Source organism: Bradyrhizobium sp. F1.13.3, assembly GCF_040548265.1.
GTDB lineage: Bacteria > Pseudomonadota > Alphaproteobacteria > Rhizobiales > Xanthobacteraceae > Bradyrhizobium.
In genome coordinates, this window is record NZ_JBEPRI010000023.1 from 1 (window position 1) to 25,613 (window position 25,613).

Here is a 25,613-nt window from a genome sequence, read left to right on the forward strand (position 1 = left end):
ACAACGCATGCGACCAGCTTCAGCTACCAGACCCGGATCATCGACACCGCCGGCAACATCGGCACCACCGCTAGCAAAGCGGTAACGATCGATACGACGGCGCCGACCATCACGATCTCCAATGCCGGCGGACCGACGAACCAGGCGAACCAGACCATTGCCGGTACGGTCGATGTGGCCGATGCCGGAGCCACCGTCACCATCCTGGACGGGACCACCACGATCGGCACCGCCGTCGTGCAGGGCGACGGCAGCTGGAGCAGCCTCGTCACGCTCGGCAATGGCAGCAACTCGCTGACGGCCAAGGTGACCGATCTTGCTGGCAATACGACGACCAGCAATGCCGTTGTCTATACGCTCAGCACGACCGGCCCGGCAGTGACGGAGCATCTGACCTCCGATACCGCGGCGTTTGACCAGATCACTTCGAACCCTGCGCTGACCGGGACGGGCCTGGCAAACACCACGGTGCACTTCACCATCGATGGTGTTGTCAGCTCCACCACTGTGACGACCGATGCGCAAGGGGCATGGTCGTTCACCCCGGGCGGTCTCGCTGATGGGGTGCATACCATCGTGGCGAGCCAGACCGATGGATTCGGCAACACCGGTTCGGCCTCGCTGAGCTTCACGCTGGACACCACGGCTCCGTCCGAGGCGCTGGCGATCACGGCGATCAACCAGGACACGGGCACGGCCGCGGACTTCATCACCAGCGACACCACGCTGACGGTCTCCGGCAGCAATGGCCCGCTGGGCTCTGGCGAGAAGATCCAGGTCTCCAGCGATGGCGGCGCCACCTGGGCGGACGTCACGCAGTCGACCGCGACGAGCTGGAGCCATCTCGACCCGACAACGCATGCGACCAGCTTCAGCTACCAGACCCGGATCATCGACACCGCCGGCAACATCGGCACCACCGCTAGCAAAGCGGTAACGATCGATACTACCGCTCCGTCCGCCGCGACGATCAGTACGGTGACGGATGATGTATCGCCGCTGACGGGTTTAGTTGCCGAAAACGGCTTCTCGAACGACCCGACACTAACGGTTGCAGGTACTGCGGAAGCCGGCAGCACGGTGACCCTGTACGACACCGACGGCACGACCGTGCTTGGCACGGGCATTGCGGTCGGCGGCAGCTACTCAATTACGACAGCGGGCTTAAGTCAAGGCAGCCATACGCTGACGGCCAAGGCAACCGATCTGGCAGGGAATACGGGTGTAGCCTCAAGCGCATTTCGTGTTGCGGTGGACACCTTGGCGCCAGCGGACATCATATTGTCAAACACGAGTGTCGCAGAAAATAGTGCGACAGGAACGGTGGTCGGTTCCCTATCGGAAGTTGATCCGGGTGGTACCGGGACAGCGACCTTTTCGCTGTTGGACAATGCCGGCGGCCGGTTCGCAATCAGCAATGGCAATCTGTTGCTGGCCGGGAGCCTCGACTACGAGACCGCCCAATCGCACCAGGTCACCGTGCGGGTCACCGATGCAGCCGGCAATATCTTCGACAAAGATCTCACCATCGCTGTCCTCGACGTGGCTGGTGTTACGGTGATTGGTGACGCTGGCGCCAACGTGCTTATAGGAACAATTGAGACCGATAGTATCTTCGGGCTTGCCGGGAATGATCGGCTGCAGGGGCTTGGGGGTAACGACAGTTTGGACGGTGGCGCCGGGTTTGATCGCGCGGTTTATGCGGATGCGACTGGCTCGGTCACCGTGAACCTTGCGGCTGGAAGCGGCTCCGGGGCCGGGGTCGGCAGTGATACGCTCATCAGCATTGAAGCGGCCGTGGGCGGCGACTTTGCCGACACGTTCGATGCGACCGGCTTTACGGGATCAAGCACCCAGCCCGGTGTGGCCTTGGGCCAAAGCGCTTTCGAGGGCCGGGGCGGCAACGACGTGATCTCCGGCCGCATCAACGATCTGGGTCAATCATTGACGCGGGTTGAGTATCTCAGCGCCTCGGCTGCGGTGACGGTCGATGTTGCCGCCCGCACAGGGCAGGGCACGGCGGCCAGCGATGCGGCCAATGTCGGCCACGACACGTTCACCAACGCATTGCAGGGCGTGTATGGGTCGGCCTACGGCGATACGATCTACGGCAGCAACAACGCCAACTTCACGTATGAAGTCTTTGAAGGTCGCGGTGGCAACGACTATATCGACGGCCGTGGCGGTTACGACATGGTCGCCTACAACAACGACGTGGCGACCACGTCGAGTATTACGATCAATCTTGCCGCCGGAACCGTTGTTGGCGATTCCACCATTGGCACCGACACGCTCCGTGACGTGGAGGCGGTGCGGGGTACCAACTTCGACGATACCTTCGACGCGACCGGCTACGGCCTTGCCGGCGCCCTGAACGTCTCTTCGACCAACGGCAACTTCAACGACTTTGCAGGCGCAGGCGGCAACGATACCATCATCGGCAACGGCAACACGCGCCTTAATTACTCGATCGCGCAGGCCGCCGTTACGGTTGACCTTCAGATCACCGCCGGCACGGCCATCACGGTGGCCGGCAGTGCCACGGGCGCGACCGAGGGCACCGATAGCTTCACCGGCGTCAACGCCGTTCAAGCCTCGGTCTTCGCCGACACGCTGCTGGGCAGCAGTTACAACAATACGTTCACGGGCCTGGGGGGAGACGACTACATCGACGGCCGCGGCGGGTTCGATACGGCAAGTTACAACAACCTGAACACGGTGACGGGCGGGGTTGCCGTCAACATGGCGGCTGGCACGGTGACGGGCGATGCCTCGAGCGGCACCGATACGCTGCGCAACATCGAGGGTGTTCAGGGCACCGGCTATGTCGATACCTATGATGCCACCGGCTATGGCCTGGCAAGCGCGCTGAACGTCTCGACCAGCAACGGCAACTTCAACCAGTTCGAGGGCCTTGGCGGCGATGACATCATCACCGGCAACGGCAACACGCGGGTGCTCTATAGCAATGCCACCGGCGCGGTCACGATTACGATCGGGGCGGGAGGCGCAGGTTCGGCGTCAGGCGATGCCTCGACCGGCCACGACAGCTTCACCGGCGGCGTTAACAGCGCGTTCGCTAGCAACCTTGCCGACATCTATAATGCAAGCGGGTTCAATGCCGGCTTCAACTCGTTCCAGGGCAACGGCGGCAACGACACCATCACCGGCAACGGCTCTACCCAGATTCAGTACAGCAATGCCACCTCGGGCGTGACGATCACGATCGGGGCCAGCGGGGCAGGGTCTGCATCTGGCGATGGCTCGGTCGGCACCGACAGCTTCACCGGCGTCAACAGCGCCGTCGGCGGTAACCTGAACGATACCTACAATGCCTCCGGTTTTGGAGCCGGATTGTACAATTCGTTCCAGGGCAACGGCGGCAATGACGCCATCACCGGCAACGGCTCTACTCAGATCGAGTACTTTAGCGCCACTGCCGGCGTGAACGTGAACCTGACCACCGGAGTTGCCTCGGGCAACGCTTCGGTCGGTACCGACTCGATTACTGGCGGCGTCAGTGGCGTCCAGGGATCGAACTTCGCTGACACCATCACCGGTAGTTCGGGCAACGACTCCCTGTTCGGCAATGGTGGCGACGATACGTTGTCGGGCGTCGGCGGCAATGACTATTTGGCTGGCGGCTTGGGTGCGGACACGTTCGTCTACTCCATCGGCGGGGCGGACTATATCGGCGACTTCAATCGCAGCGAGGGCGACCGGATCGACCTGTCCGGGGTGACGAGCGTCTTCACCCTCGCCGACATCCAGGCCCGTGCGACGCAACAGGGTTCCGATACGCTGATCGACTTTGGCAGCGGCAACACCATAACGCTGGCCAATGTCACGGTGGGAAGCCTGATTGCCAGCGACTTGCTCTTCGGCAACAGCATCGGCACGTCCGCCAATGACGTACTGGTCGGCACCAGCCAAGCCGATAGTATCTTCGGGCTTGCCGGGAATGATCGGCTGCAGGGGCTTGGGGGTAACGACAGTTTGGACGGTGGCGCCGGGTTTGATCGCGCGGTTTATGCGGATGCGACTGGCTCGGTCACCGTGAACCTTGCGGCTGGAAGCGGCTCCGGGGCCGGGGTCGGCAGTGATACGCTCATCAGCATTGAAGCGGCCGTGGGCGGCGACTTTGCCGACACGTTCGATGCGACCGGCTTTACGGGATCAAGCACCCAGCCCGGTGTGGCCTTGGGCCAAAGCGCTTTCGAGGGCCGGGGCGGCAACGACGTGATCTCCGGCCGCATCAACGATCTGGGTCAATCATTGACGCGGGTTGAGTATCTCAGCGCCTCGGCTGCGGTGACGGTCGATGTTGCCGCCCGCACAGGGCAGGGCACGGCGGCCAGCGATGCGGCCAATGTCGGCCACGACACGTTCACCAACGCATTGCAGGGCGTGTATGGGTCGGCCTACGGCGATACGATCTACGGCAGCAACAACGCCAACTTCACGTATGAAGTCTTTGAAGGTCGCGGTGGCAACGACTATATCGACGGCCGTGGCGGTTACGACATGGTCGCCTACAACAACGACGTGGCGACCACGTCGAGTATTACGATCAATCTTGCCGCCGGAACCGTTGTTGGCGATTCCACCATTGGCACCGACACGCTCCGTGACGTGGAGGCGGTGCGGGGTACCAACTTCGACGATACCTTCGACGCGACCGGCTACGGCCTTGCCGGCGCCCTGAACGTCTCTTCGACCAACGGCAACTTCAACGACTTTGCAGGCGCAGGCGGCAACGATACCATCATCGGCAACGGCAACACGCGCCTTAATTACTCGATCGCGCAGGCCGCCGTTACGGTTGACCTTCAGATCACCGCCGGCACGGCCATCACGGTGGCCGGCAGTGCCACGGGCGCGACCGAGGGCACCGATAGCTTCACCGGCGTCAACGCCGTTCAAGCCTCGGTCTTCGCCGACACGCTGCTGGGCAGCAGTTACAACAATACGTTCACGGGCCTGGGGGGAGACGACTACATCGACGGCCGCGGCGGGTTCGATACGGCAAGTTACAACAACCTGAACACGGTGACGGGCGGGGTTGCCGTCAACATGGCGGCTGGCACGGTGACGGGCGATGCCTCGAGCGGCACCGATACGCTGCGCAACATCGAGGGTGTTCAGGGCACCGGCTATGTCGATACCTATGATGCCACCGGCTATGGCCTGGCAAGCGCGCTGAACGTCTCGACCAGCAACGGCAACTTCAACCAGTTCGAGGGCCTTGGCGGCGATGACATCATCACCGGCAACGGCAACACGCGGGTGCTCTATAGCAATGCCACCGGCGCGGTCACGATTACGATCGGGGCGGGAGGCGCAGGTTCGGCGTCAGGCGATGCCTCGACCGGCCACGACAGCTTCACCGGCGGCGTTAACAGCGCGTTCGCTAGCAACCTTGCCGACATCTATAATGCAAGCGGGTTCAATGCCGGCTTCAACTCGTTCCAGGGCAACGGCGGCAACGACACCATCACCGGCAACGGCTCTACCCAGATTCAGTACAGCAATGCCACCTCGGGCGTGACGATCGATCTGATCGCAGGTACGGCCATCGGGAACGGCTCGGTCGGAACGGACACTATTATGGGCGGCGTCAACTCCGTCGTTGGGTCCAACTTCAACGATGTGATTTCTGGGACTAACAATGCGACCGTAACGGACGTCTATTTCGGCGGCGGGGGTAACGATACAATAGATGGTCGTGGCGGCTACGACCTCGCAAACTACAACGACAGCAGCGTTTCCGCCGCTATCAATGTCAATCTTGCAGCCGGAACCGTCGTGGGGGACGGCTCAGTGGGGACTGACATATTGCATGGCGTCGAGCTCATTCGAGGCACCAGGTTTGCAGACTCGTATGATGCCACCGGCTTCAATGGCAGCAGCACGAATGCCGGTTCCTATGATACCTTCAATACCTTCGAAGGCATGGCGGGCAACGACACCGTGACAGGAAACGGGGACACTCGTGTTGATTACTCGCATGCACTCGCCGCGGTTACTGTTGATCTAGCTGCTGGAACGGGACAAAGCGCGGCCGCAGGTGATATAGCAGGTGTCGGTGTCGATACTTTCACGAGCGGTGTAAACTCCATTCGTGGTTCAGATTTTGACGACGCACTCCTTGGCAGCAATAATGCCACTGGTGCGGAGGAATTTATTGGAGGTGCAGGCAACGACACTATCGACGGACGTGGCGGATTTGATCGCGCCATGTTTTCGGCATCGTCCAGTGATACGACAACCGGAGGAATTGTCGTTGATCTTGCAGCGGGGACGGTCGCTGGCGACGCCTCGATCGGCAACGATACATTGAGATCGATCGAATCGATCCGCGGGACCAATTTCGCTGACATATTCAATGCAAGCGCGTTCAGCGGTTCCAGCGCGAACGCCGGCAGCAATGGCACGCTCAACGAGTTCGAAGGAGAAGCCGGCAATGATGCCATTACGGGAAACGGCAACACGCGCATAGCGTTCTATCACGCCGCCAGCGGCGTGAACGTAGACCTCAGCACTGGAATCTCCACGAGCCTCACAAATGGGGACGTCGCACGTGTCGGAACCGACTCACTCACCGGGGTTGCTGCAGTGCGGGGTTCAGATTTTGGCGATCAGATTGCCGGCAAGTCAGGAAGTGTAATATTGGACGGCCGCGGAGGCGACGATATCCTCATTGCAAATGGAGGAGCGAACACTCTTATCGGGGGAGTGGGCAACGATCAATTTAAGTTCAAAGCAGCTCTTGTCAATGGTGCCACAATCTCTGACTTTGCTGGCAATGGCGCCGCAGCTGGAGACTCTATCGATTTTGAGGGTTTCGGTACGGCAGCGCAAGGTGCGACATTTACCTTCTTCAGTGCCGCGGGTGCTGATTCTATTTGGCAGATACACTCCGGCTTGGACGGTCACAACGAACTAATTACGCTGAAGGGCATCGCTACGTCCGCTGGTGTTCATAGCAGCGATTATTTGTTTGGTACGTAACTTTGGGCGCATCGATACGATAGTGGCTCTCATGCTCAGTCGAACCTACAGGAGAGTCGAACAGGTTGTGAGTCATGCCACTGAGTAGTCGCATTTCGAGGTCCGCAGCTGAGCAGAGCGCAGTGGCTGTGAGACTGGACAAGGGCACTCGCATAGCTGTGGCGCAATCAGCTGGCCCGAGGCTTGCCGGCAAGCGGGGTGTTGTCGTCGGAAATGGCGCAACCATAAACCAACTCAGGGTTCAGCTGGACAGCTCCAAGCACTGCATAACCATTCACGTGCGTTTCCTAGGCCCGGAAGCTGAACCTTAGCGTAAGCGTCGTTCCGCTCCCACCTTCTCGCGGCACATGGGATAGGCGAGTTTCACGATCTCTTTGAAGGGATGTGTCTATGCTTGACCATACGCTTAGATCGGACGTGACGGCGCGCCGGCTGGAAGTGATCACGGAGACGGGACGCCGTCGTTGGTTCTCCAAGGACGACAAGGCCCGGATCGTCGAGGAGACGCTGGTCTCGGGCGCCGTCGTTTCCGAGATTGCCCGGCGACACGGGCTGACCCCACAACAAGTGTTCACCTGGCGCCGGCAAGCACGCCAGTTGCCGACGCCGATGGCTGACGATCCACCGTTTGTACCGGCGGTGGTAGACGCCTTGGTACCGGCCGTGGCTGTTGGCCATGAGCGCAAGACAGCGCGACGCAAGGCCAAGCCGGATATCGGGGGCATCGAGATCGAAGCCGAGGGCGTCACTATCCGGGTCGGCCGAGGCGCGGATGTGGCGATGATTGCGGCCATCGTCCATGCGCTGACGGCAAGCCGGTGATCGGCCCGTCCGGAACTGTCCGGGTGATGGTGGCAACCAAGCCGGTCGACTTCCGCAAGGGAATGGAGGGGCTTGCCATATTGGTACGCGAGCACATGCAGGCTGACCCGTTCTCGCGTGCTGTTTATGTGTTCCGTGCCAAGCGCGCCGACCGGATCAAGCTGATCTTCTGGGATGGTACGGGTTTGTGCCTGTTCGCCAAGCGGCTCGAAGACGGCGTCTTCCGCTGGCCGAAGATCGAGGATGGCGTGATGCGTTTGTCGGCGGCGGAATTGTCGGCGCTGCTCGAAGGGCTCGATTGGCGGCGTGTCCACGTGGCACGGGAGACGGTCGTGCCGACGCAAGTCGGAAGCCGCAAAAGCCATGCGACGGCGCGTCAGCTCGGTGCGGCGGCAAGCCCGAGAGCTGGGGCTCCTACTCTACAAGGCGTAGGCTAACGCGCTGGAACTTCAGAACCGCCGCCGCAGTGGCTTTGATGCCCAAGGAGATCGCAATAGCGCTCTGGTCACTAGCTGCCGCCTGTGTAGTGGCGTTTAGCGTGGCGGCTCTCGTGTCTCCTCACTAAAGAACCTTTGCCCGCCTCCTGTTTTGAGATAGCTCAGGCTCAGCAGAGGACGGGCGATGACAGAACCTACACCACGTTTGCGGCGAGATCGGCTTTTACAGGCCACCCGGAAGGAGTTGGCCGAGTTTGAGCGCAAGGAGATCGAGTTCCGCAAGCAGGATCGCGAGGAGCGTGCCGCGGAGCTACAGCTTCCCGTGAAAATTCAGTGGGCCGGGCGTCATTGTCATTACAACATCATGAAGTTTTTAGGCTTCATCTCGCGACGGCCGCCGCGTCGCGCAGCTCCCCGCTTCGGCATCTAACCAGCAGATCGGCGGGCCTTTCATTCGAGGGAAAGCCGCCCGTTGCATCCGGTAGGAGCATCTTGACGCCAGTTGATGCAAAGGCTGTACTGGCCATATTCTACCGCGTTAGCGGCCTCGCAGTTTTTGTGTGTGATTATTTTAGGGGCGTTCCATGCGTAATTGTGCTCGCGCAGATGTCCTGCGCCGCCAGTATCTGGATGCACTCATCTCTGAACTTTCCGAACTCGAAGCCCTTCGCAACCGCGTGCTCGAGGCTGAGCAAAGAAGGATTGGCACGCCGCACCGACCGCGGAGAGGATCAGTCAGAAGGATAGCTAAAGTTCGCGGGCGCCTCTAACCTTCCGCGCTCCACAGACGACTAGTTGCCAGCTTCCCCTTGTCGGCCCAAGCTACATACAATTCGTGAGTCGGGGGATTCATGGAACGAAAGCCGTTCGAGGGCATGTCTCTCGAGGAACTGTGGCGACTCCACACGCTCGTCAATGACGTTCTTGCCGTGAGGCTCGTGGCCAAGAAGGAAGAGCTGGAGCGACGGCTCGGGTTTCTCAACCGAGACGACAGGACTCCTTCGCAATAGGCATTGAGCGAGCGAGGCTTGCCGCAGCAAAGGTGAGGGAGGACCCGCCGGGGCTGGCTAGCTGGCGGGCTCTCACCCCAAGCAGAAGGCCGCGTATGTCCCCCACGGCCCCGTCCCAAGCAACACGCTACGCAGCCGCCGCTAACAAAGCGTAAACCTTGTTCCGTTCATATATCCTGCATCGCAATGGTGAACTCGCTGCGACTTCCGGCTGGAAGCCCGCTAGTTAACGCACTTGGCGGGCTTTCTTCCTTTTCGCAACAAGTCTGATTCATTCATCAAAGCATTGCGCGGATGAAGAGAAACGACAAACCCAAAGAATGGACCGATGCGGAGGTGCAACTCTTGCTCGCGCTGTCGCGAGAAGGCGCCGGCGCGGTCCAGATTGCAAGTGCGTTGGAGAGGTACGTCTCATCGGTGAAGCGTGTGGCGGAAAACTTCGGCCTTGAACTGCGGGCTTAACGGGCTGGCGGGCATAGCACTCCCGGCGCTCTTATCCGCAATTAAATCAGCCTTCGTTTCCAAACTCGCTGAGGTTGTGAGTTGAAATGCGTCGACTCTGAGTGCATGATGGGCACATGCAGGTGCAATGCCCGAAATGCAAAGTGATCGTCGCCATTGGCAGAGACAAGTGGTTCTTCGACGGCGGCGAATGTAGGGAGCTTCGCGGTACCATCGCGGGCGATGCTAAGGAATATGAAAAGTGCCGGGTCCTTATCGAAGTTGTGTCGACCGTCAGGAAGAATGCCGCCACCTAGGCGAGCGCCTTAGCGTCCGACAAGTTGCCGTCCCGGGCGATCCCTCTAGGGCTCCTTAAAAGACCATTGACTATTTCATTGCATATCATTGGGCATGGAGCATCTGATCCTCGAGCTCGTGGTTGGCCTGCGGCCGCATACGTCGCTGCGTTGGCTATAAAGTCGCGCGCGAAACGCAAACGAGCGGAAAAACCCACGCAGCCCCAGCCTAGTGACTCCGCGGAACCGCGAACGCAGTTTGGGCTGCGACGGTCGTCCAACGAGTAGGAAGCCGCGGCGCGGCCGACCTCCCGAAGGGCTGACAACGGCCCCGCCTTCAGAGGGCGCTTGTGGGATGGCCGGGGCGACGGAGCGCGGATCTATAGCTCCGGTCTGCGATGGCGCGCGGCCCCAAGACTTCGTTCTCGGGGGCGCGTAGGTCAGGCGGAGCGCGAGCGTTCCGAGCTCTCTCGCGAGTTTATCAAGAGCGCTGGCGAGCAAATTGCGCATTCCAATTCCCTAGTTGCGCACGACGGAGAATCGCAACCTTAATGCGTGCTCGCGACGGGCGTTCCCAAATGGAAGATGTCGCCGACATTTTGTGCACAACCAGCGCGCATCGGCATCAAGGACATCGTCTCGTTCCTGGTGGGCCGACGACCCGCGCGAGCTACTGCGCGTCGTGGGTGCGCCGAATCACGCTGGCGTGCTCAGCGCTCCTAGGGAGTCACCAGGGAGCGCACTAGATCCCAAACCATCCGAGGGTAGGAAAAGAAATACTGGTCTATGAAACGGGGAGCGTCACGCGTCTCGCCGAAGCTAATAACAGGCTTTATTGAACCAACATGCTTTTGGAGAAGCTGATGTCTAAAGTGGCCTCGTATCACATCAAGTCACTCGAATATCCGCCCTCCCAGCGTAATGTGTATCACGATCAGGACAACTGCCAGACCGGGAAACAGATCAAATATCAGGATAGAAGGTCTGGCAGGGCTGGAAGACCGCGATGCCATGATTGCGAAATACTAGCTAGTCGATCGCGCGTTTCGTCTTCTGATCGCCTCGAAAAAGTCGCCGAGCGCGAGGAGAGCTGATGGGCCGCGCCAGAAGCCGAAACGGCAAAAGGGCGTTCGGTGACGTGCTTCATCGCTGGAATCAAAACCTCAAGCCCATGCTTGGCCTGACTTGCCCGCGACTGTCATGCCAGTTCGGGACGATATGCACAGATCCCGCGGCGCCACATGCTGAGGAGATCATGCGCAAGCCGACGCGCGCCCAAGGCTGATCTTGCGGGAGTGTGTCGAGCTGCACGTCGACCCTGCGATCGCAGCGGCCGTTCAGGCTGCTGCAGGTCACATGGCCGTCAGCCAGCCATTCAGTGGGGCTGCGGGGCGGATAGTGACCGGCCCATTTTATGTATCGACGGCGAGCGTGCATGCCGCCATCAAAGCGGCATCGTAAGTACCTCGCAAATTATCGATCCCTAGTAGGTCGAGGCGCGCGCGAGCTACTGCGCGTCGTAGGTGTAGGAGAGCCGCTTGTTATTTCTTTAGGAGCAAGCCCATCTCTCGCGCCATCCGCTTCACCGATCCGACATGCCGCCCGAGGACTGCCGCAATTTCCGACGCGGCGCGCCGACGTGCCATCGCGGCAAGCCTCTTTCGTTCGCTCTCGGTCCACTGCTTTGGCTTCGATGATTTCACTTCGCGATCATCCAGCCGGCTCGACGAAAGCGGTATTGGGAAATTTCCGGGTGGCGACTCTTGACGGCTTAGTGCACGGCGGGAGTCTGATCGGCCACATGGGGCAGCATCAGCACGACATCGACGAGCTCGCGCGCATGGAGCGGCTGTGCCGCGACTTGGCGGAGGAGAGCAGGGTGCCCGGCGAGGCCGGCGCGCTGCTCGAGATGGCGGAAAACTACGGCCGCGAAGCTGCCAAAAGAACCGTGGTCGGGACCGTAGATTGCGTGCGGCTCAGACGGAAAACCCCAGCAGTTTCAAGAATTGACGGGACACCCCTTTGGCGGCTGAGACTGAAGATCAGGTTGAGCATGCCGCGCTGCTGGAGATGGCCGACAACTACAGGAACGGCTCGCTCCGCTAGACTGAAAGAGGCCGCCCACTGGCGGCGTCACTTTATGAAGTACCACCAGATCGCTAGCCCGAAAGCATCAACTGCAAGCGCGATAAGGATGGACGCCGCGATTAGCTTCGCCCATTCCCAATATGACGGTTTACCCCTAAGCGCTTCTTTTTCGCGTTTGAGATCCATGCTCTGCATACGTAGGTTACGGCCTTGCAGATCACCCTGACAGCGTGAACCGGCGGCCCTCAACCCGTAAATTTCCCAATGTACTCGACCTTTTCTCACCCACGATAGGCAGTAGCGGGCGCGCAGCCTGACCTACTAGGAATCGACAATTTGCGAAGTACTTACGATGCCGCTTTGAAGCCGGCATGTCTCGCCCCCCTTCGACGCCACACACCTACGCATGCTGACGGCCGTCAGATGAAGATTACCTTTGGCGAGATGCGCGAGATGGGCTTGCGTGGCGTCCTGATCCACTGCCATTGCGGTCACAACATCGGTCTAAGCGCCGATCGCTGGCCGGACTACGTTCGGTTGTCTGATATTGAGCCGCGTTTTGTGTGCGCCGGGTGCGGCAACCGAGGGGCTCAGGTCAGACCGGATTTCAGCAGCGGCAAGCCGCCCCAATTTGCGACCTCGAACGTCCGCCAGAGGAACGAACGCGCAGAGGAAAAATTGGAGGTTTGCTAGCTCCCTCCTTCGAGCTGGCGGAGCGGTCCCGGCACCAGCCCCAGGCCCCCCAGCCAGCCGGGGCCGTCTCTCCGTTCGAGCTTTAGCTTTGCTCTCTATTTCGTACCGCCAATTCCTGGTCCAGCTCCTTCAAACGAACGAGTAGGTTTTCCACGATCTCCATGCAATCGGAATGCCGCAATGACCGCACGCCCCGCGAGGCCAGCTCTTGCTCCAATATAGTCGCTACGATGCCTTGGATGCTCACAATCGTCCCCCGGAAAACATTGCTCCGGCCAGATACGGCTCAACAAAGAATTAGGTTCGCTCAAGGGAAAGGCGGCAGCGTGGTTCCAGCCCCACTGCGGCCATCCCGGAAAAACAGAAATCGGTACTTAAATCTCGCCGGTGTTCTCACAGTAGAACACCCCGTTCCGAAAATGGACTCCGTGCAACTACCGGAGGTGCCGTCACCTTAGAGCGAACATGGCACGGCTGACTTTCCAGCCCCCAATGCTCCCGGCAGCCGATCCAATTGCGGATCAGAGCGCCGGAGCCTCAAAAGTGAAGGTCGCAGGAACGGCTAAAAAGCTTCTCCTGCGACCGACGCCGCGACGTTCCGCACGATCGGCACGGCACCGTGGTGCTAGCATAGTGCCCCGCCGGCGTGAACCGGCGGGCATCAGATCAGATCAGTGCGCTTACTTCTTTGTCGAGGTTGGCGGCTTCGCGGTGCCGTTGCTCGGGGTATCGTAATGCGCTGAGTTACGTCCTCCGCCGGGCTTCCCGTTCATTTTCCCCGCCGATGCGGGAGACGTGACGAACCCTGCGGCGATCACGGCGCCCCCAAATGCAACCATTGTGAACAAGGCAATAGCTCTTAGGATCGACATTTGCTGCCTCCAAATAGCTTTCCTGAATATCGCCACGTCGAAATCACGTAGCCAATGCAGCTTAGTCTAAATCGACCTTGCCAGCGAGCCTTTCCATGGCAAAGGCCCGCCAGCGTGAAACGGCGGGCCTGTCACATCAGCGTGGCATAGGCATTGCACATTTACTGGTGACTGGGATTGCTGGTCCCCAGTTTGGTACAGGGCGCCGCCGGGACGCTTCATTTCAAGCCCGGCGGCGTATCTTTCTGGAACATCAAAGGCGATGCAGCGCCTTGCTGAGCAGAGCAAGGTACATACTGCCCCTTAGGGCGTAGCGGGTCAGCCGCAATCGGTAGCGCATGAGCAGGAGCTGGATCAGGCGCATGGAGGCTCCCCATACAGGAAGCTGTAGTTGGCGGCGAGCCGCAGGTGACTATGTAGACGGCTCGATCGATCACCACCTGCTCTCTTCCAATTCTTTGGCACGACGAGGAGGGGCGGCGCGGACCCCGAACGCGCTCGTGCGAAAAACTACGGTTCTAAGGGTATCAAAATGACCGTTGTAAGGACCGTAGCTAGCGCCGCTCAGCTCGCGTAAAGTGATGTCGAAACAAAGGGGTTGACCGGACACCCCTTCCGCCATCTCCTAGTCCGATGGCGCACGGCGCGCAGGTTTTTAACGCCAGTCAAACGCGGGGAATGCGGGGATCAGAGCGGCCCTGCTGTGGTCATGCAGGACGGTGTGCTGGGAGTAGCTGCCGAACTTGTGGACTGGCCGCCCCGCCGCTACGATTTGCGGCATGGGACGGACCAAAAAGCTGATCGATTGCCACGACTGCGACCACCCGGTTTCACCGAGTGCGTCGGCCTGCCCAAATTGCGGCTCGAAGGTGCCGTTCGGTCCTCCCATTCTTCACCGCAAATGGCCCCCGATCTATAACGTCGAGGCGCGCAACGACCGCAACATGGTCGTCTTTGCCGGAACGCTGGGAGGCTTAGGCGCAGCCTATGGATTTGCGATAAGCGCGGGGCCGCTTAGCGCTGCGCTGCTGGTCACGTCGTGCAGCATGCTGGGTGTCTTGGCGGGCATCCCGCTTGCGGCGTTGTTCAACATCACGCGCCGGCTGTGGCGATAGCGACCTCCGGAGTCTGGGAAGTCCTAGCGTCGCTCCCGGCGCTCTGATCCGCAATTGATCGGCAGCCGGGAGCATGGGGGCTGGTGAGGAATCGGTGCCAGTTTTGCGCCCGAGTGACAATGCGGGCCACCTTGAATTCCGGTAGTCTTACGGAATCCTTTTTCGGAACACGGTGTTCTACTGTGAGAACACCGGCGAGATTTAAGTACCAGTTTGTAATTTGACCGGGATGGCCGCAGTGGGGGCTGGAACCACCCTGCGGCCTTTCGCTTTAGCGAAACCCATTTCTAATTTGAGCCGTACCGTCTCTGGGGCGAAGTCGGCGGAGAATTCGTGAGCATTCAAATGGCGTGCAGTCGTTGGGACATTCCGATTGCATGGAGATCGTCGAGCACCTGCTCGGGCGACTGAAAGATCTGGACCGGGAGTTAGCTGCGCGAGGCGCCAACCAGGCGGTAGGCTCATGGAGAGGCGGCCCCGGGTCGGAGGGGCCGGGGACTGGATAGACCGAGGCCGCTACGCGGGAGCCTTTTAGATCGTCTTCCGGTGTCCAATGGTCGGTGCGTATTTGTCCGCTCCAGGCTCAAGATGCTGAGGCCATTCAATTGCCGTGCAGAACAAGCCGCGTCGCTCGATTTCCCCTGCAAGAGCTTCCGCGCGCAGCCTCGCTGGCAATCCGACAAAACGCGTGCCGGCTAGCCTATCTGCTTGCACCTCTTGGCGGATGAACTCGTGCATCCGCAGAATGAACTGGTCAGATAGGCCTTCGAATTCGCTCATGCCAGCCAATCGCGCGTCAGCCAAAGATATAGGCAACCAAAAAGGTGGCTGGCTGCCAAGCGATGAACCCAATCGCCTCCAGCGAAACAGCTGTGGCCAGGAGGGCTACAGCGCTGAAGGTGAGGGGAATGACGGGATCAAAAAAGTTGTGGGGCTCGTCTGCGTCTGCAGTTTGAAATGCGGTTCTATTGGACATTCGAATATTCCTCTATTTCGAGGTCATATCGAATTCGACGCTCCCAGCAAAACGTTCGCTGGGGTTAACCTGACCGCTAAACCTTAACAGTGGGTCCAGTCCCTTCAGGAATGTGTCGCGGCACAAAACCGATCGACGGCCTTGATCAGTGCGTCTTTCAATCCACCAGGCTGCTGCCGACTACTCAGCAAGCGCAGGGATCAAAGCCGGCTGACCGCAAGCTCGAAATACTGTGAACAAGACGCAGCCGCCAATGCCAAGGCGCCAACGCAACCTCGTTCGGCTTGTGGTGGTCTGCTCCCGACAGTGATTTGTCAGCTGCGGTGGAAATAGACGAGAACGTCGATTGTAGTGAAGCCTCGTCTCTGCATTTTATGGTCAGTGCGGCGAGTCGTGCACCGCACGTAGAAGGAGTGAGGTCCGTTCGAAAAAAGTCGAAGATCAATACAGTTGACAAGACACCCCTTCCGCCAGTCTATCCGACCGGGTTCTATCCGTCGGGCTTTCCCGGACAGGTAATCAGTGCATCAGACCTCTAATCCGGCCGCGCTCGACAAGCTGAAGCTCCGCATTCAGGCGTTGCGCGCCAAGACGATCGCAAATGGCTGCACCGAGGACGAGGCGCTGTCGGCGGCCGCCAAGGTCGCCGAGCTGCTGGATCGCCACGATCTGTCGCTCTCCGACGTCGAGCTGCGGGCGTCGCCGTGCGAACGGAAGGTCTACGAGACTTTTCGCAAGAAGCGAATTCCGCTGGACGACTGCATCGGCGCGATCGCTCGTTTCTGCGATTGTCGGGTCTGGCGCGAGAAGAGCGCGGCCGGCGAGAACCGCTATGTGTTCTTCGGTCTCGGCGCGGATGTCGAGGTCGCGCATTATCTGGCCGAATTGATCGACGGCGCCGTGCGCGCTGAACTCGGCCGCTTCAAGACCTCGGTCGATTACAGCAGGTTCCGGCACCAGGAGCGGCATCTGGCCAATGCCTCCTTTGCGCTCGGCATGGTGGCCTCAATCGCGGACAGGCTGCTGGCGATCAAGGCCAGTCGCGATCAGGTCAACGAAAGCACCGGCCGCGGGCTGGTGGTTCTCAAGACTTCGGTGGTCGATGCGGAGTTCGACAAGCTCGATCTGAAGATGCGGACCCAGCGCAGCACCAGCCGGATGGTGTCGATGACGGCCTATGAAGCCGGCGGCGCCGCCGGAGCGTCGCTGGCCATCAATCCGGGGCTTGGCAAGTCCCTCGGCGCTGCGCAGTCAAGGACCACTCCCGAAGGGAGCTGAACGCCGCGTCACCGTCATTGCAGTTCAGTCGATGGACTTCTCGAGCTTCTGGGCTGCCCGGAAGTCGTCCATGTGCTGCAGGTTCGGCCCGTACGCAGCCTCCTTGGTCAGCAGGTGATAGATGCGGGCCACGACGGTTTGCAGATGTTTCATGCGTCCGCGCGGCATCGCCCGGGCTTTGCAAAGGGCTCGGACCGCATGCGCTCGGAAATAATCAAAAGCGTCTGACATCGCGGACTTAACGTCCCGCTCGATGATTGGTTCTTGGATTGGTCCTTGGATTGGTTCTTGTTCGCGCGTCCCAAAACGCCTCGAGGAACGCTGTCGAATGGGAGAACTTAGCCCGGCACGAAGCTATGGGATGGGCGAAGTATGTTCTTCTTTTTCTCGAATCGGCTGGGATGCCTCGGCTCGCTGCTGGTCTCCGGGTTGATCACTCTCGCGCTGCTGTTCATGTTTGGAATCATTCGGTTCTAAACGCCCGCGCGTTCAGGAACCTGGCCCTCGCTGGCCTGTTGTTCGCACTCTGGTCCAGCCACGGAGGGCGCCCTTGGAAAGTACGATCATCGGAGAATTCGACACGCGCCGCGGCGCCGAGCTCGCGGTTGAGCATGTCGTGCAGGAATGCGGCGTGCCGCGAACCGATGTCTTCGTCCAGGCCGTCGGTGGCGCGAACACGTCGGGGACACGCCCGGCCGGTCCTGACGCCAAGGCCGCGCCTGCGCCGGAGGGGCACCAGAAGCTGGAAGGCCGGATCGAGGTCTCCGTGGATTTTCACGGCGATGCGCCCGAGAAGATTGCAGACGCCTTGAAAGGCGCCGGTGCAAAGTCTGTCCGAACCAAGTAGCGGCAATCGTGCGCTCCAGCATACGGGCGCAGCGCACGCGAGCCCCGGTCGTGAAGACAAGGAACCCGTTCAGCGTTCAGCGCGTTTAGACGCGAATGCGAATGGCGAGGTTGACCTGCTTCAGAGCTCATCGACCCTGATCCCCGGCGACACCGTCTGGCGGCGGTGCGAGGCGCGGCGCGTGGCGGTTCTGAACGATGCGGCCGCTTATTTCGCGGCCCTGCGGCAGACCCTGCTGCAGGCGCGGGACCTCATTTATATCGTCGGCTGGGATATCCATAGTGAGACCAGGCTGGTCGGAGAGTCCGGGCGAGCGGAGGATGGCTTGCCGGAACAGCTCGGCCCATTTCTGCGCGCGCTTGTCCAACGGCGTCCCACCTTGCGGATCAACATTCTGGTCTGGGACTTCGTCTCGTTCTACGCGTCCGAGAGGGAATGGAATTCCGCGGCCAAATTTACCGCCGAAACCGATGGCCGGGTCCGTTTTCACCTGGATTCCACGCTTCCATTTGGTTCGGCCCAACACCAGAAGATCGTCTGTGTCGACGGTTCACTGGCGTTCGTCGGTGGGCTCGATCTGACGATCAGGCGCTGGGACACGAGTGATCATCGCGCTGATCACGCATCGCGCTGTGATCCCCAGGGCAAGCCATACCTTCCGTTTCATGATGTTCAATGCATGGTCGACGGGGACGCGGCGGCGTGGCTGTGCGAACTCGTGGAGCAACGCTGGCGCGCGGCAGGCCAACAGATTGACGATCGGCGCCCGCTGAAGAGCTTGCGTTGGCCGGCGAATGTGCCGGTCGAGGCGGAGCATATGCCGGTCGGTCTCGCCAGGACCGAGGTGGTCTGTCCGGCAGGTTCGACGCTCCGGGAGGTCGAACGCTCGTTGATCGCAGCGATCCGGTCCGCGACGAGCTTCGTGTACATCGAGAACCAGTTCACCAGCGCGACCAAGATCGCGCGCGAACTGGCGGAGCAGATGCTGCGCGTGCCTTCGCTTCGGGTTCTGGTCGTCACGCCAAAACTGCATTCCTCGTGGCTGGAATCCCAGGCCATGCAGAACGGCCGGGGTGACTTCATCGACTGCTTCAGTTCGGCCGGCATCGCCGATCGCATTCGCTTCGTCTATCCGGTGTCGGGGAATGGGGATACGGAAGCGGCCGTGATGGTGCACAGCAAGCTCATGATCGTCGACGATCGGATCTTGCGGATCGGTTCGGCCAATCTAAACAATCGATCGATGGGTGCCGACAGCGAATGTGACCTGATCTTTGAAGCCGCCTCAAGCGAGCACCGGGAGTTCATCGCCTCGGTCCGCCGTCGCCTGATCGCGCATTTCTGCGGTCTCGATGAACAGGCCGTCGCGGAAAACGACGATCGTCTTTTTGCGCTCCTGGACGACGTCTCGAGAGCCGGTGGGACGAAGGCGCTGCGAGACGTGGAATCCTCAGTGCTGACCAGCACTCTGGCCACAATGGTTCAGCCGGTGGCGGACCCGGAGCGGCCTCTTCATCTGGAGCGGGCGGCATCTCGCATGTGGAACACGAAGACGATCATCGGGGTGGTATCGATTGCCGTGGCGCTTTTTGGCCTGGCGATGGCCTGGTCGTACACGTCATTGAGCGATTTCGCCGACGCAGGCCGGATGTCGAAATTGCTGTCTGGCTACGCGCAGTCCATCTGGGGGCCGCCATTCGCGATTGCAGCTTTCGTCGTCGGCGGGCTGGTGGTTTTTCCGGTTCTCGTGCTCATTGCGGCAACTGCTGCCGCGCTAGGACCGTGGTTAGGCTTCGTCACCGCCATGACGGGCGTCGTGCTCAGCGCCTTTGTCCTGTTTGCGATCGGACGGGCACTCGGCCGCGAACGCCTGCAGCGATTGCTTGGACGACGTACCGCGCGCATCCAGGAACGTGTTGTCGGCAAGGGCATCCTGGCCGTCGTCGTCATCCGGATGATTCCGATCGCGCCGTTCTCGGTGGTGAATGTCGTGGCTGGCGCCAGCACGCTGCCTCTGCGTGACTTCCTGGTCGGAACGCTGCTTGGCATGACGCCCGGCATTCTCGCCATGGCAGTTTTGGGGGCTCAGATCGCAGATCTCGCCAGGAATGCGTCCTGGGTCAACATATTGCTGCTCGCACTGGCGTTCCTGGGCTGGCTCGCGATCTGCGCAGGCGCGCAATTCGTCGCGACGTGGCTCGCCGGGAGGCGCTGATGCGCTTCATGACGTGGAATGTGCACGGCACCTTCAATCTCAATCCGAAGTTCGATCTGGAGGGTATCTGCTCCATCATTCGCAAATGGGCTCCCGATGTCGTCGCGCTTCAGGAGGTGGATTCGCGATCGCGATCAGACGATCCGTTTGCCAAGCTGGCGAGCGTCGTCGGCGATCACCGTGTTCACGCCAAGTCGATCGTCACGGCGGATGGCGAATACGGCCAGACGCTCCTGAGCCGCTTTCCATTCTCCGGCCCGCCCGAGATCGTCGACGTGTCGTATCGTGAGCGGGAGCCGCGCAGAGCGATCGCCGCGGGACTACTGACGCCGGTCGGCGATGTCCGCGTGGTCGCCACGCATCTCGGCTTGAGTATCCACGAGCGCCATGCGCAGGCTCAGGCACTGGTGAGCCTGGTGAGACCTGGAAGGACCGTCGTCCTCGGGGATTTCAACGACTGGTTCTGGATCAAATCGGTGCGGCGCGTGCTCGCGCAGGCCTGTCCAAACCGTACGCGGCTGCGAACTTTCCCGTCGCATTTACCCCTTCTGCGGCTTGACCGCATCTACGCAACATCCGACAGCCCGATCGGGAAAGTCTGGACCGATGAAGGGGCGAGGGCCTATTCAGACCATTTGCCCGTTATTGCGGACATCGAGATCTCCGCGGAGCCAAATGCATCGTCAGCGTGATAAAAAAGTGCTTTCTGCAGAAGCACTTGGCTACTGTGCATGGGGTTGTTTTCGCCCATTTATGCAGTCGGCCCACAGTGCTGCCCAGCGGGACCAAGGGAACTCTTTCCTCACCGCCGCGTTATCTGGCCATGACGGAAGACATTTCCTACCGGCGCAAGCCCTTGACCCCCGAACAGCGGCAGGCGCGTGATGCGACACGCCGTATCGAAGCCGAAAAAGCCATGCGCGATCATGAAGCGGCGCAGAAGGCGTTTTATGCCAACAAGGAACGGCTGAGGGCCGAACGGTTGGCACGTGAACAGATGGAAGCGAAGGGCTGACCGCACGCGGTCGCCCCGTCAAATCAAAGATGGCCTTGTCCGCGAGCGCCGGCCTCAGTGCCGGTGAGGGACGCGCGTCACACTCAACGCCTGCTTCAGCGCCTGAACGGCACTTGCGAACGGTCTGCGCGGCGATTGCGCCTCGATCGCTTCGGCTGCGATGCGACAATCCTCTGCAACCTTGAGCAACCCGCTTCGCGCGAGGTCCATGGTGGAGAGGTCTGCCTGCTCCAGGCAGACCCGTTCAAGTCGTCGAAACTCCCGCAGCTCTTTGTTCATGCGTCAGCTCTCGATGTCCCCGCGCCATGCGGCACTGAGTCTGCTTAACGAATAGTAAACATCTCAGCCTAGCCGAGCTGGCTGTCGTAGAGCTGGGGGGTGCCTTGGACGCGCCCAGCAGGCTTGACGGCGTTTGGCTTCCGCCGGAAGCTTCACATAATCCTGACGTGAACCACGGAGACGTTCGCTCCCAGCCAGTCCGATCCCGATCAGCGAAAACGACAATGGAGCTGACCATGACCACGTTCGATAAACGCGAGCAGGGCTTTGAGGCCAAATTCGTCCACGACGAGGAGCTCATGTTCAAGGCCACGGCCCGGTCCAACAAGCTGCTCGGGCTCTGGGCCGCAAGCCAGCTCGGCCTCAGTGGCGATGCCGCGGCCGGCTACGCGACGGCGTTGGTGACGGACCATCTGGAGAACCAGACGATGGACGAGATCCTCGACAAGGTGTCAGGCGATCTTGCCGCCAAGGGCGTCGCGCGCGAGCAGGTCGCAGCCAAGCTTCAGGAATGCCTGCACCAGGCGTTGCAGCAACTCGAAGCGGACAAGTAGCAAGCCGGCCCTCGGGCCTCACTCCGCATGCTTGCGCGCCCCGGAGTCACTCAGTCGATCGACGTAGGCAATGCCGATCGCCGAGACGACGAAGGTGAGGTGGATCAGCACCTGCCACATCACACCGATCTCGGTAAAGCCGGCGCGGTCCGAGCCGAGATTGCCGGCCTCGATGAAGGTGCGCAGCAACGCGATCGAGGAGATGCCGATGATGGCCATGGCGAGCTTGATCTTTAGGACGCTGGCGTTGACGTGACCGAGCCATTCCGGCTCGTCGGGGTGGCCCTGGAGCTCGAGCCGCGAGACGAACGTCTCGTAGCCGCCGACGATCACCATCACGAGCAGGTTGGAGATCATCACCACGTCGATCAGCGCCAGAACGCTCATCATGATCTGCTGCTCGGTGAGGTCGAGGGCGTGCCAGGAGAGATGCCAGAGCTCCTTGAGGAACAGCGCGATGTAAACGCACTGCGACACGATCAGACCGAAATAGAGCGGCAGTTGCAGCCAGCGCGAGCCGAAGATGACCATCGGGATCAAGCCCAGGCGCGGCAACGGCAGGCGCGGTTCGGTGCGGAGTTCGGATTTGGGTCCAGGCTCAACCGACATTCAGGCAGCATCCTCGCATCGGGGTCATCTCGCTTGCATGTAGCCCGACAAGGTGGCGGGTGGAAGACGCGAGGCCCTCCGATGACCGTACCGTTTCGTGCTACCGTGCCGAGCGGCTATCGTGCGACGGCCGGGATCGGGAGGCGGGTGGTGTCTTGCGGGGTATCTTGGAGCAGCTTCGGCAAATGGCCCGGCGCGATTACGCTCGCGGCTGCGATCCTGCTCGGCTGCAGCGGTGCCGAGGTATCGGCCACGCCGCTGACGCCATTTCGCTACGAGGCGCAGGCGCAGCGTCATTGCCCCCACGACCGGGTCGTCTGGCTCGATTTCAGCAAAGGCGTCTACTACGGCAAAGGCCAGAAGCGGTACGCCCAGGGTTTCGACGGCAGCTTCGTCTGCCTGAGCGAAGCCCGTGACAGCCTCTATCGACGTTCGCTGCTTGGACTGCGGTAAGGGTATTTGTCGGGAAGTGCTGGGGTGCTCAGGCGAAGGCCAATGCCACGAGGCTGGAGCACAGCAGGACCAAACCACTGGCGGTCAATGCCAGGAAGCCATCGGATACGAGGTCATGGTTGCGCATGGGACACCTGCCGCTCTCGTCTTGGATGCTCGATCGGATCGATTAAAAATGGCCGAACGCGCCGTCTTGAAAGGGTGATGCTTGCCGTCCGCGCGAGTGCCTCAGGCCCTCGTGCGGTAACCTTCAAACGCATGGGCCAGGAAGATCCCCGCGCTTACCAAACCCATCAGTGCCGAAACCGTCTCGATCATCGTCTCATTCCATTCCGCCCTGCACGCGAGAAAACGCGGGCGGCCTTGCACAGTCAAAAGAATTCCAGTGAGCGGCGCGACAATGGGGGTGGAGTGAGGATTTGGCGCAACAGAATGTCCGGCCATGGCACAGAGCAGGGTGCCCGCGCTCCGTATTTCAACGGGGCGAACGCATACGCCCCGTTTACCATCCCGGCGTGATCGCTGTGGGCTCCCCATTTCCGCCGTGTTCGGGTTGCGTTATCGTTACCACTCCGACGCGGTGGTGGGCCGCCTCGGAGCAAAGGACCGGACAGCGCTGCCCCGTAGACAAAGCGGGTTAGGTACGCCTCCCGGCAAAGTGGTATTTGGGGCGAATGGGGATCCGACGGTCAGATTCGGTTTTGCAGGCCGCGCGCGGTGTTGCGGCGGTCGCGACCTGCCTTGCGCTCGCCAATTGTGCGTCCTCCAACAAATTCGCCAGCCGGGTCGATCCGAAATACGGCGTGTCCTCGAGCCCCCGGGTCGTGGCTTTGGGTGATCCGGTCCCGAAGGGCGGCGGCGCCTACCGCGTCGGCAAGCCCTATGTGGTGGGTGGCCGGACCTATGTGCCCGAAGAGGACGTCAACTACCGTGCCGAGGGCATGGCGTCGTGGTACGGCGACGATTTCCACGGCCGTCTGACCGCCAATGGCGAAGTGTTCGACATGGGTTCGCTGACCGCGGCGCATCCGACCCTGCCGATGCCGTCCTATGCGCGGGTCACCAACGTATCGAACGGCAAATCGCTGATCGTCCGCGTCAATGACCGCGGGCCCTATCACGGCAACCGGCTCATCGACGTCTCGAACAAGGCCGCCGAACTGCTTGAATTCAAAGGCAATGGCATCGCCAAGGTCCGTGTCGAATATGTCGGCCGGGCGCCGCTGGAAGGCTCCGACGACCGCCAGCTGATGGCCACCTTGCGCACCGGGACCCCGGCGCCGTCACCCTCGATGGTCCGTGTCGCCTCGGCGAGGCCCTTCGTGCCGGAGCTGCCATCATCGAGCCGCGGCGCCATGCGCGGCGAAGTTCCGACGCCGGAGGGACGGCCCTACAATCTCGGCAACACCTCCGCCGACATGGCTTCGCTCAGTGCGACCTCGGAAATGTCGGCCTCGAGCCGCAACCGGGGCCGGGCGCTCCAGAACTCGCGCGCCGTGTCCTATGACGGGGACGGCCGCTATGCGACCGAGAGCGCACCGTCCGGCGCCTACGCCTCGGACGGCGCTGCCGAGGCCCGCGGCATCCTGAGCGGTCGCGGCCTCTACTGAGCCGCGCTTTCCTTCAAGAAACTCACCAGCGCCGCATTCACCTCGTCGGGCCGCTCCTGCTGGACCCAATGGCCGGCGCCCTCGATGATCAGCTTTCGCTTCAGATTGGGCAGCACGCGCTCGAGCTCGTTGACGCGCTTGGCTCCGATCAGGCCGGTGATGACGGCGTCTTTTGAACCGGCAATGAAGAGCGAGGGCTGGTGGATTTGCGCATCTTGCCAGGGCGCCGTCAGCTCCCAATTGCGGTCGAGGTTGCGATACCAGTTCAGGCCGCCACGAAAACCGGATTTGCGGAAGGTTTCGGTGAAATAGGCAAGGTCAGTCTCGCTGAGCCAGGCCGGCAGAGGCTCCTCCGGATTGCCGTGGCCGAGGAATCCCTTGCCCTCCAGCACGAACATGGCCGCGGAGGGATCGGCAAGGCCGCGCCCGCCGAGCACGATGCGCATGGTGCGCGCGACGTCATGCTCGAACTCGGCTTCGGCAACGCCGGGCGCCTGGAAATACTGCCAATAGAAATTGGTGATGCCCCCCTGGCGCAGAAGGTCGAGCGGCTTGCCGCGGCCGCGGAACGGCGGCGGCACGCTCAGGCCGGCGACCGCCGTGAAGATGTCGGGCCGGAACAGCGCCGCGTGCCAGGCCACTGGCGCACCCCAGTCGTGGCCGACCACCATGGCCTTGGTTTCACCAAGCGCCTGCACGAGGCCGACGATATCGCCGACGCTGTCGAAGATCGAATAGGCCGTCGCCTCGGGCGGCGCTGAGCTCTGGCCATAGCCGCGCATGTCGGGAGCGACGACGCGAAACCCGGCCTGCGCCAGCGCCGGGATCTGGTGGCGCCAGGAGTAGGAGAGTTCCGGCCAGCCGTGGCACAGCACCACCAGCGGCCCCTGACCGGCTTCGCGGATGAACAGGTCGATCCCGTTGGCCTTGATCACGCGGGTGGAGGACATCGCTTTTCCGCCTTGTTTCAGGGGTTTGGTCAGAAAATCTGA

22 protein-coding genes and 1 pseudogene are annotated in these 25,613 nt (G+C 61.1%); 16 read left to right on the plus strand and 7 right to left on the minus strand.

Features of this window, described 5'->3' with window-relative positions:
- Nucleotides 1–23: 23 nt before the first annotated feature.
- Nucleotides 24–194, minus strand: coding sequence for a hypothetical protein (locus ABIB66_RS38045; RefSeq protein ID WP_354258561.1), 171 nt, complete (start codon nt 192–194; stop codon nt 24–26).
- Here ABIB66_RS38045 and ABIB66_RS38050 point away from each other — a divergent pair.
- The 8 genes and pseudogenes from ABIB66_RS38050 (at nt 115) to ABIB66_RS38085 (ending at nt 14,785) form a co-directional block, all read left to right on the plus strand.
- The gene (locus ABIB66_RS38050; RefSeq protein ID WP_354258546.1) at nt 115–7,011 is read left to right on the plus strand and encodes an Ig-like domain-containing protein; all 6,897 of its coding nucleotides are present in this window, start codon (nt 115–117) and stop codon (nt 7,009–7,011) included. The genes ABIB66_RS38045 and ABIB66_RS38050 overlap by 80 nt on opposite strands.
- A gap of 390 nt (nt 7,012–7,401) precedes the next feature.
- Complete coding sequence (tnpA, locus tag ABIB66_RS38055; protein WP_354258427.1) at nt 7,402–7,833, plus strand: IS66-like element accessory protein TnpA; 432 nt, start codon at nt 7,402–7,404, stop codon at nt 7,831–7,833.
- Nucleotides 7,830–8,183 (plus strand): annotated as a pseudogene (gene tnpB / locus ABIB66_RS38060) (IS66 family insertion sequence element accessory protein TnpB); the annotation flags it as partial. The gene tnpA and the pseudogene tnpB, both read left to right, overlap by 4 nt.
- A gap of 271 nt (nt 8,184–8,454) precedes the next feature.
- The gene (locus tag ABIB66_RS38065) at nt 8,455–8,700 is read left to right on the plus strand and encodes a hypothetical protein (RefSeq protein WP_354258564.1); all 246 of its coding nucleotides are present in this window, start codon (nt 8,455–8,457) and stop codon (nt 8,698–8,700) included.
- An 874-nt stretch (nt 8,701–9,574) separates the two neighbouring features.
- Nucleotides 9,575–9,742, plus strand: coding sequence for a hypothetical protein (locus ABIB66_RS38070; protein WP_354258430.1), 168 nt, complete (start codon nt 9,575–9,577; stop codon nt 9,740–9,742).
- Nucleotides 9,743–9,885: 143 nt separating this feature from the next.
- Entirely contained in the window at nt 9,886–10,038 is a 153-nt protein-coding gene (locus tag ABIB66_RS38075; protein WP_354258433.1) for a hypothetical protein, read from the plus strand.
- Nucleotides 10,039–12,528: 2,490 nt separating this feature from the next.
- On the plus strand, nt 12,529–12,798 hold the full coding sequence (locus ABIB66_RS38080; RefSeq protein ID WP_354258436.1) for a hypothetical protein: 270 nt from the start codon (nt 12,529–12,531) through the stop codon (nt 12,796–12,798).
- A gap of 1,651 nt (nt 12,799–14,449) precedes the next feature.
- Nucleotides 14,450–14,785: a hypothetical protein gene (locus ABIB66_RS38085; protein ID WP_354210279.1), complete on the plus strand. Its 336-nt coding sequence runs from the start codon at nt 14,450–14,452 to the stop codon at nt 14,783–14,785.
- A gap of 531 nt (nt 14,786–15,316) precedes the next feature.
- On the opposite strand, the gene ABIB66_RS38090 is transcribed toward ABIB66_RS38085, so the two are convergent.
- Together ABIB66_RS38090 and ABIB66_RS38095 are read right to left on the minus strand one after the other, a co-directional pair.
- Complete coding sequence (locus tag ABIB66_RS38090) at nt 15,317–15,565, minus strand: hypothetical protein (RefSeq protein ID WP_354059478.1); 249 nt, start codon at nt 15,563–15,565, stop codon at nt 15,317–15,319.
- A gap of 16 nt (nt 15,566–15,581) precedes the next feature.
- Nucleotides 15,582–15,761 carry a hypothetical protein gene (locus ABIB66_RS38095; protein ID WP_354210280.1) on the minus strand — a complete coding sequence of 60 codons (180 nt, stop codon included), beginning with the start codon at nt 15,759–15,761 and terminating at the stop codon, nt 15,582–15,584.
- 522 nt (nt 15,762–16,283) lie between these two features.
- Between ABIB66_RS38095 and ABIB66_RS38100 the strand changes: the two genes are divergently transcribed.
- Nucleotides 16,284–17,039 (plus strand): DUF7168 domain-containing protein, encoded by a 756-nt coding sequence (locus tag ABIB66_RS38100; protein WP_354210281.1) that lies wholly within the window; start codon nt 16,284–16,286, stop codon nt 17,037–17,039.
- A gap of 24 nt (nt 17,040–17,063) precedes the next feature.
- Here the strand turns inward: ABIB66_RS38100 and ABIB66_RS38105 are convergent, their stop codons facing one another.
- Complete coding sequence (locus ABIB66_RS38105; RefSeq protein WP_007591053.1) at nt 17,064–17,270, minus strand: hypothetical protein; 207 nt, start codon at nt 17,268–17,270, stop codon at nt 17,064–17,066.
- A 319-nt stretch (nt 17,271–17,589) separates the two neighbouring features.
- Here ABIB66_RS38105 and ABIB66_RS38110 point away from each other — a divergent pair, with 319 nt between their 5' ends.
- From ABIB66_RS38110 to ABIB66_RS38125, 4 genes are all read left to right on the plus strand, one after another.
- Complete coding sequence (locus tag ABIB66_RS38110) at nt 17,590–17,886, plus strand: hypothetical protein (protein ID WP_354210282.1); 297 nt, start codon at nt 17,590–17,592, stop codon at nt 17,884–17,886.
- Nucleotides 17,861–20,101: a VTT domain-containing protein gene (locus ABIB66_RS38115; RefSeq protein WP_354258441.1), complete on the plus strand. Its 2,241-nt coding sequence runs from the start codon at nt 17,861–17,863 to the stop codon at nt 20,099–20,101. Before ABIB66_RS38110 ends, ABIB66_RS38115 begins: the two co-directional genes overlap by 26 nt.
- Nucleotides 20,101–20,793 (plus strand): endonuclease/exonuclease/phosphatase family protein, encoded by a 693-nt coding sequence (locus ABIB66_RS38120; protein ID WP_354210286.1) that lies wholly within the window; start codon nt 20,101–20,103, stop codon nt 20,791–20,793. The genes ABIB66_RS38115 and ABIB66_RS38120 overlap by 1 nt, the downstream gene beginning before the upstream one ends.
- Nucleotides 20,794–20,924: 131 nt before the next feature.
- Nucleotides 20,925–21,116 carry a hypothetical protein gene (locus ABIB66_RS38125; RefSeq protein WP_354210287.1) on the plus strand — a complete coding sequence of 64 codons (192 nt, stop codon included), beginning with the start codon at nt 20,925–20,927 and terminating at the stop codon, nt 21,114–21,116.
- Between the two features lie 54 nt (nt 21,117–21,170).
- Here the strand turns inward: ABIB66_RS38125 and ABIB66_RS38130 are convergent, their stop codons facing one another.
- On the minus strand, nt 21,171–21,395 hold the full coding sequence (locus ABIB66_RS38130) for a hypothetical protein (RefSeq protein ID WP_354210288.1): 225 nt from the start codon (nt 21,393–21,395) through the stop codon (nt 21,171–21,173).
- A gap of 236 nt (nt 21,396–21,631) precedes the next feature.
- Here ABIB66_RS38130 and ABIB66_RS38135 point away from each other — a divergent pair, with 236 nt between their 5' ends.
- Nucleotides 21,632–21,949 carry a DUF1476 domain-containing protein gene (locus tag ABIB66_RS38135; RefSeq protein ID WP_354210289.1) on the plus strand — a complete coding sequence of 106 codons (318 nt, stop codon included), beginning with the start codon at nt 21,632–21,634 and terminating at the stop codon, nt 21,947–21,949.
- An 18-nt stretch (nt 21,950–21,967) separates the two neighbouring features.
- On the opposite strand, the gene ABIB66_RS38140 is transcribed toward ABIB66_RS38135, so the two are convergent.
- The gene (locus ABIB66_RS38140) at nt 21,968–22,558 is read right to left on the minus strand and encodes a TIGR00645 family protein (protein WP_354210291.1); all 591 of its coding nucleotides are present in this window, start codon (nt 22,556–22,558) and stop codon (nt 21,968–21,970) included.
- A gap of 150 nt (nt 22,559–22,708) precedes the next feature.
- Here ABIB66_RS38140 and ABIB66_RS38145 point away from each other — a divergent pair, with 150 nt between their 5' ends.
- Nucleotides 22,709–23,011: a hypothetical protein gene (locus tag ABIB66_RS38145; protein WP_354210362.1), complete on the plus strand. Its 303-nt coding sequence runs from the start codon at nt 22,709–22,711 to the stop codon at nt 23,009–23,011.
- A gap of 674 nt (nt 23,012–23,685) precedes the next feature.
- The gene (locus tag ABIB66_RS38150; protein ID WP_354210293.1) at nt 23,686–24,621 is read left to right on the plus strand and encodes a septal ring lytic transglycosylase RlpA family protein; all 936 of its coding nucleotides are present in this window, start codon (nt 23,686–23,688) and stop codon (nt 24,619–24,621) included.
- On the opposite strand, the gene ABIB66_RS38155 is transcribed toward ABIB66_RS38150, so the two are convergent.
- Nucleotides 24,615–25,571: an alpha/beta fold hydrolase gene (locus ABIB66_RS38155; protein ID WP_354258444.1), complete on the minus strand. Its 957-nt coding sequence runs from the start codon at nt 25,569–25,571 to the stop codon at nt 24,615–24,617. The two genes, ABIB66_RS38150 and ABIB66_RS38155, sit on opposite strands and share 7 nt — an antisense overlap.
- Nucleotides 25,572–25,613 lie beyond the last annotated feature (42 nt).

What these genes read in the sequence shown, in the direction of transcription:
- ABIB66_RS38065 (WP_354258564.1), top strand. Translation starts at nt 8,455, where the DNA reads ATGACAGAACCTACACCACGTTTGCGGCGAGATCGGCTTTTACAGGCC.
- ABIB66_RS38105 (WP_007591053.1), bottom strand. Translation starts at nt 17,270, where the DNA reads ATGTCAGACGCTTTTGATTATTTCCGAGCGCATGCGGTCCGAGCCCTT.
- ABIB66_RS38155 (WP_354258444.1), bottom strand. Translation starts at nt 25,571, where the DNA reads ATGTCCTCCACCCGCGTGATCAAGGCCAACGGGATCGACCTGTTCATC.
- ABIB66_RS38080 (WP_354258436.1), top strand. Translation starts at nt 12,529, where the DNA reads ATGAAGATTACCTTTGGCGAGATGCGCGAGATGGGCTTGCGTGGCGTC.
- ABIB66_RS38140 (WP_354210291.1), bottom strand. Translation starts at nt 22,558, where the DNA reads ATGTCGGTTGAGCCTGGACCCAAATCCGAACTCCGCACCGAACCGCGC.
- ABIB66_RS38085 (WP_354210279.1), top strand. Translation starts at nt 14,450, where the DNA reads ATGGGACGGACCAAAAAGCTGATCGATTGCCACGACTGCGACCACCCG.
- tnpA (WP_354258427.1), top strand. Translation starts at nt 7,402, where the DNA reads ATGCTTGACCATACGCTTAGATCGGACGTGACGGCGCGCCGGCTGGAA.
- ABIB66_RS38130 (WP_354210288.1), bottom strand. Translation starts at nt 21,395, where the DNA reads ATGAACAAAGAGCTGCGGGAGTTTCGACGACTTGAACGGGTCTGCCTG.
- ABIB66_RS38070 (WP_354258430.1), top strand. Translation starts at nt 9,575, where the DNA reads ATGAAGAGAAACGACAAACCCAAAGAATGGACCGATGCGGAGGTGCAA.
- ABIB66_RS38150 (WP_354210293.1), top strand. Translation starts at nt 23,686, where the DNA reads ATGGGGATCCGACGGTCAGATTCGGTTTTGCAGGCCGCGCGCGGTGTT.
- ABIB66_RS38125 (WP_354210287.1), top strand. Translation starts at nt 20,925, where the DNA reads ATGACGGAAGACATTTCCTACCGGCGCAAGCCCTTGACCCCCGAACAG.
- ABIB66_RS38135 (WP_354210289.1), top strand. Translation starts at nt 21,632, where the DNA reads ATGACCACGTTCGATAAACGCGAGCAGGGCTTTGAGGCCAAATTCGTC.
- ABIB66_RS38095 (WP_354210280.1), bottom strand. Translation starts at nt 15,761, where the DNA reads ATGTCCAATAGAACCGCATTTCAAACTGCAGACGCAGACGAGCCCCAC.
- ABIB66_RS38120 (WP_354210286.1), top strand. Translation starts at nt 20,101, where the DNA reads ATGCGCTTCATGACGTGGAATGTGCACGGCACCTTCAATCTCAATCCG.
- ABIB66_RS38090 (WP_354059478.1), bottom strand. Translation starts at nt 15,565, where the DNA reads ATGAGCGAATTCGAAGGCCTATCTGACCAGTTCATTCTGCGGATGCAC.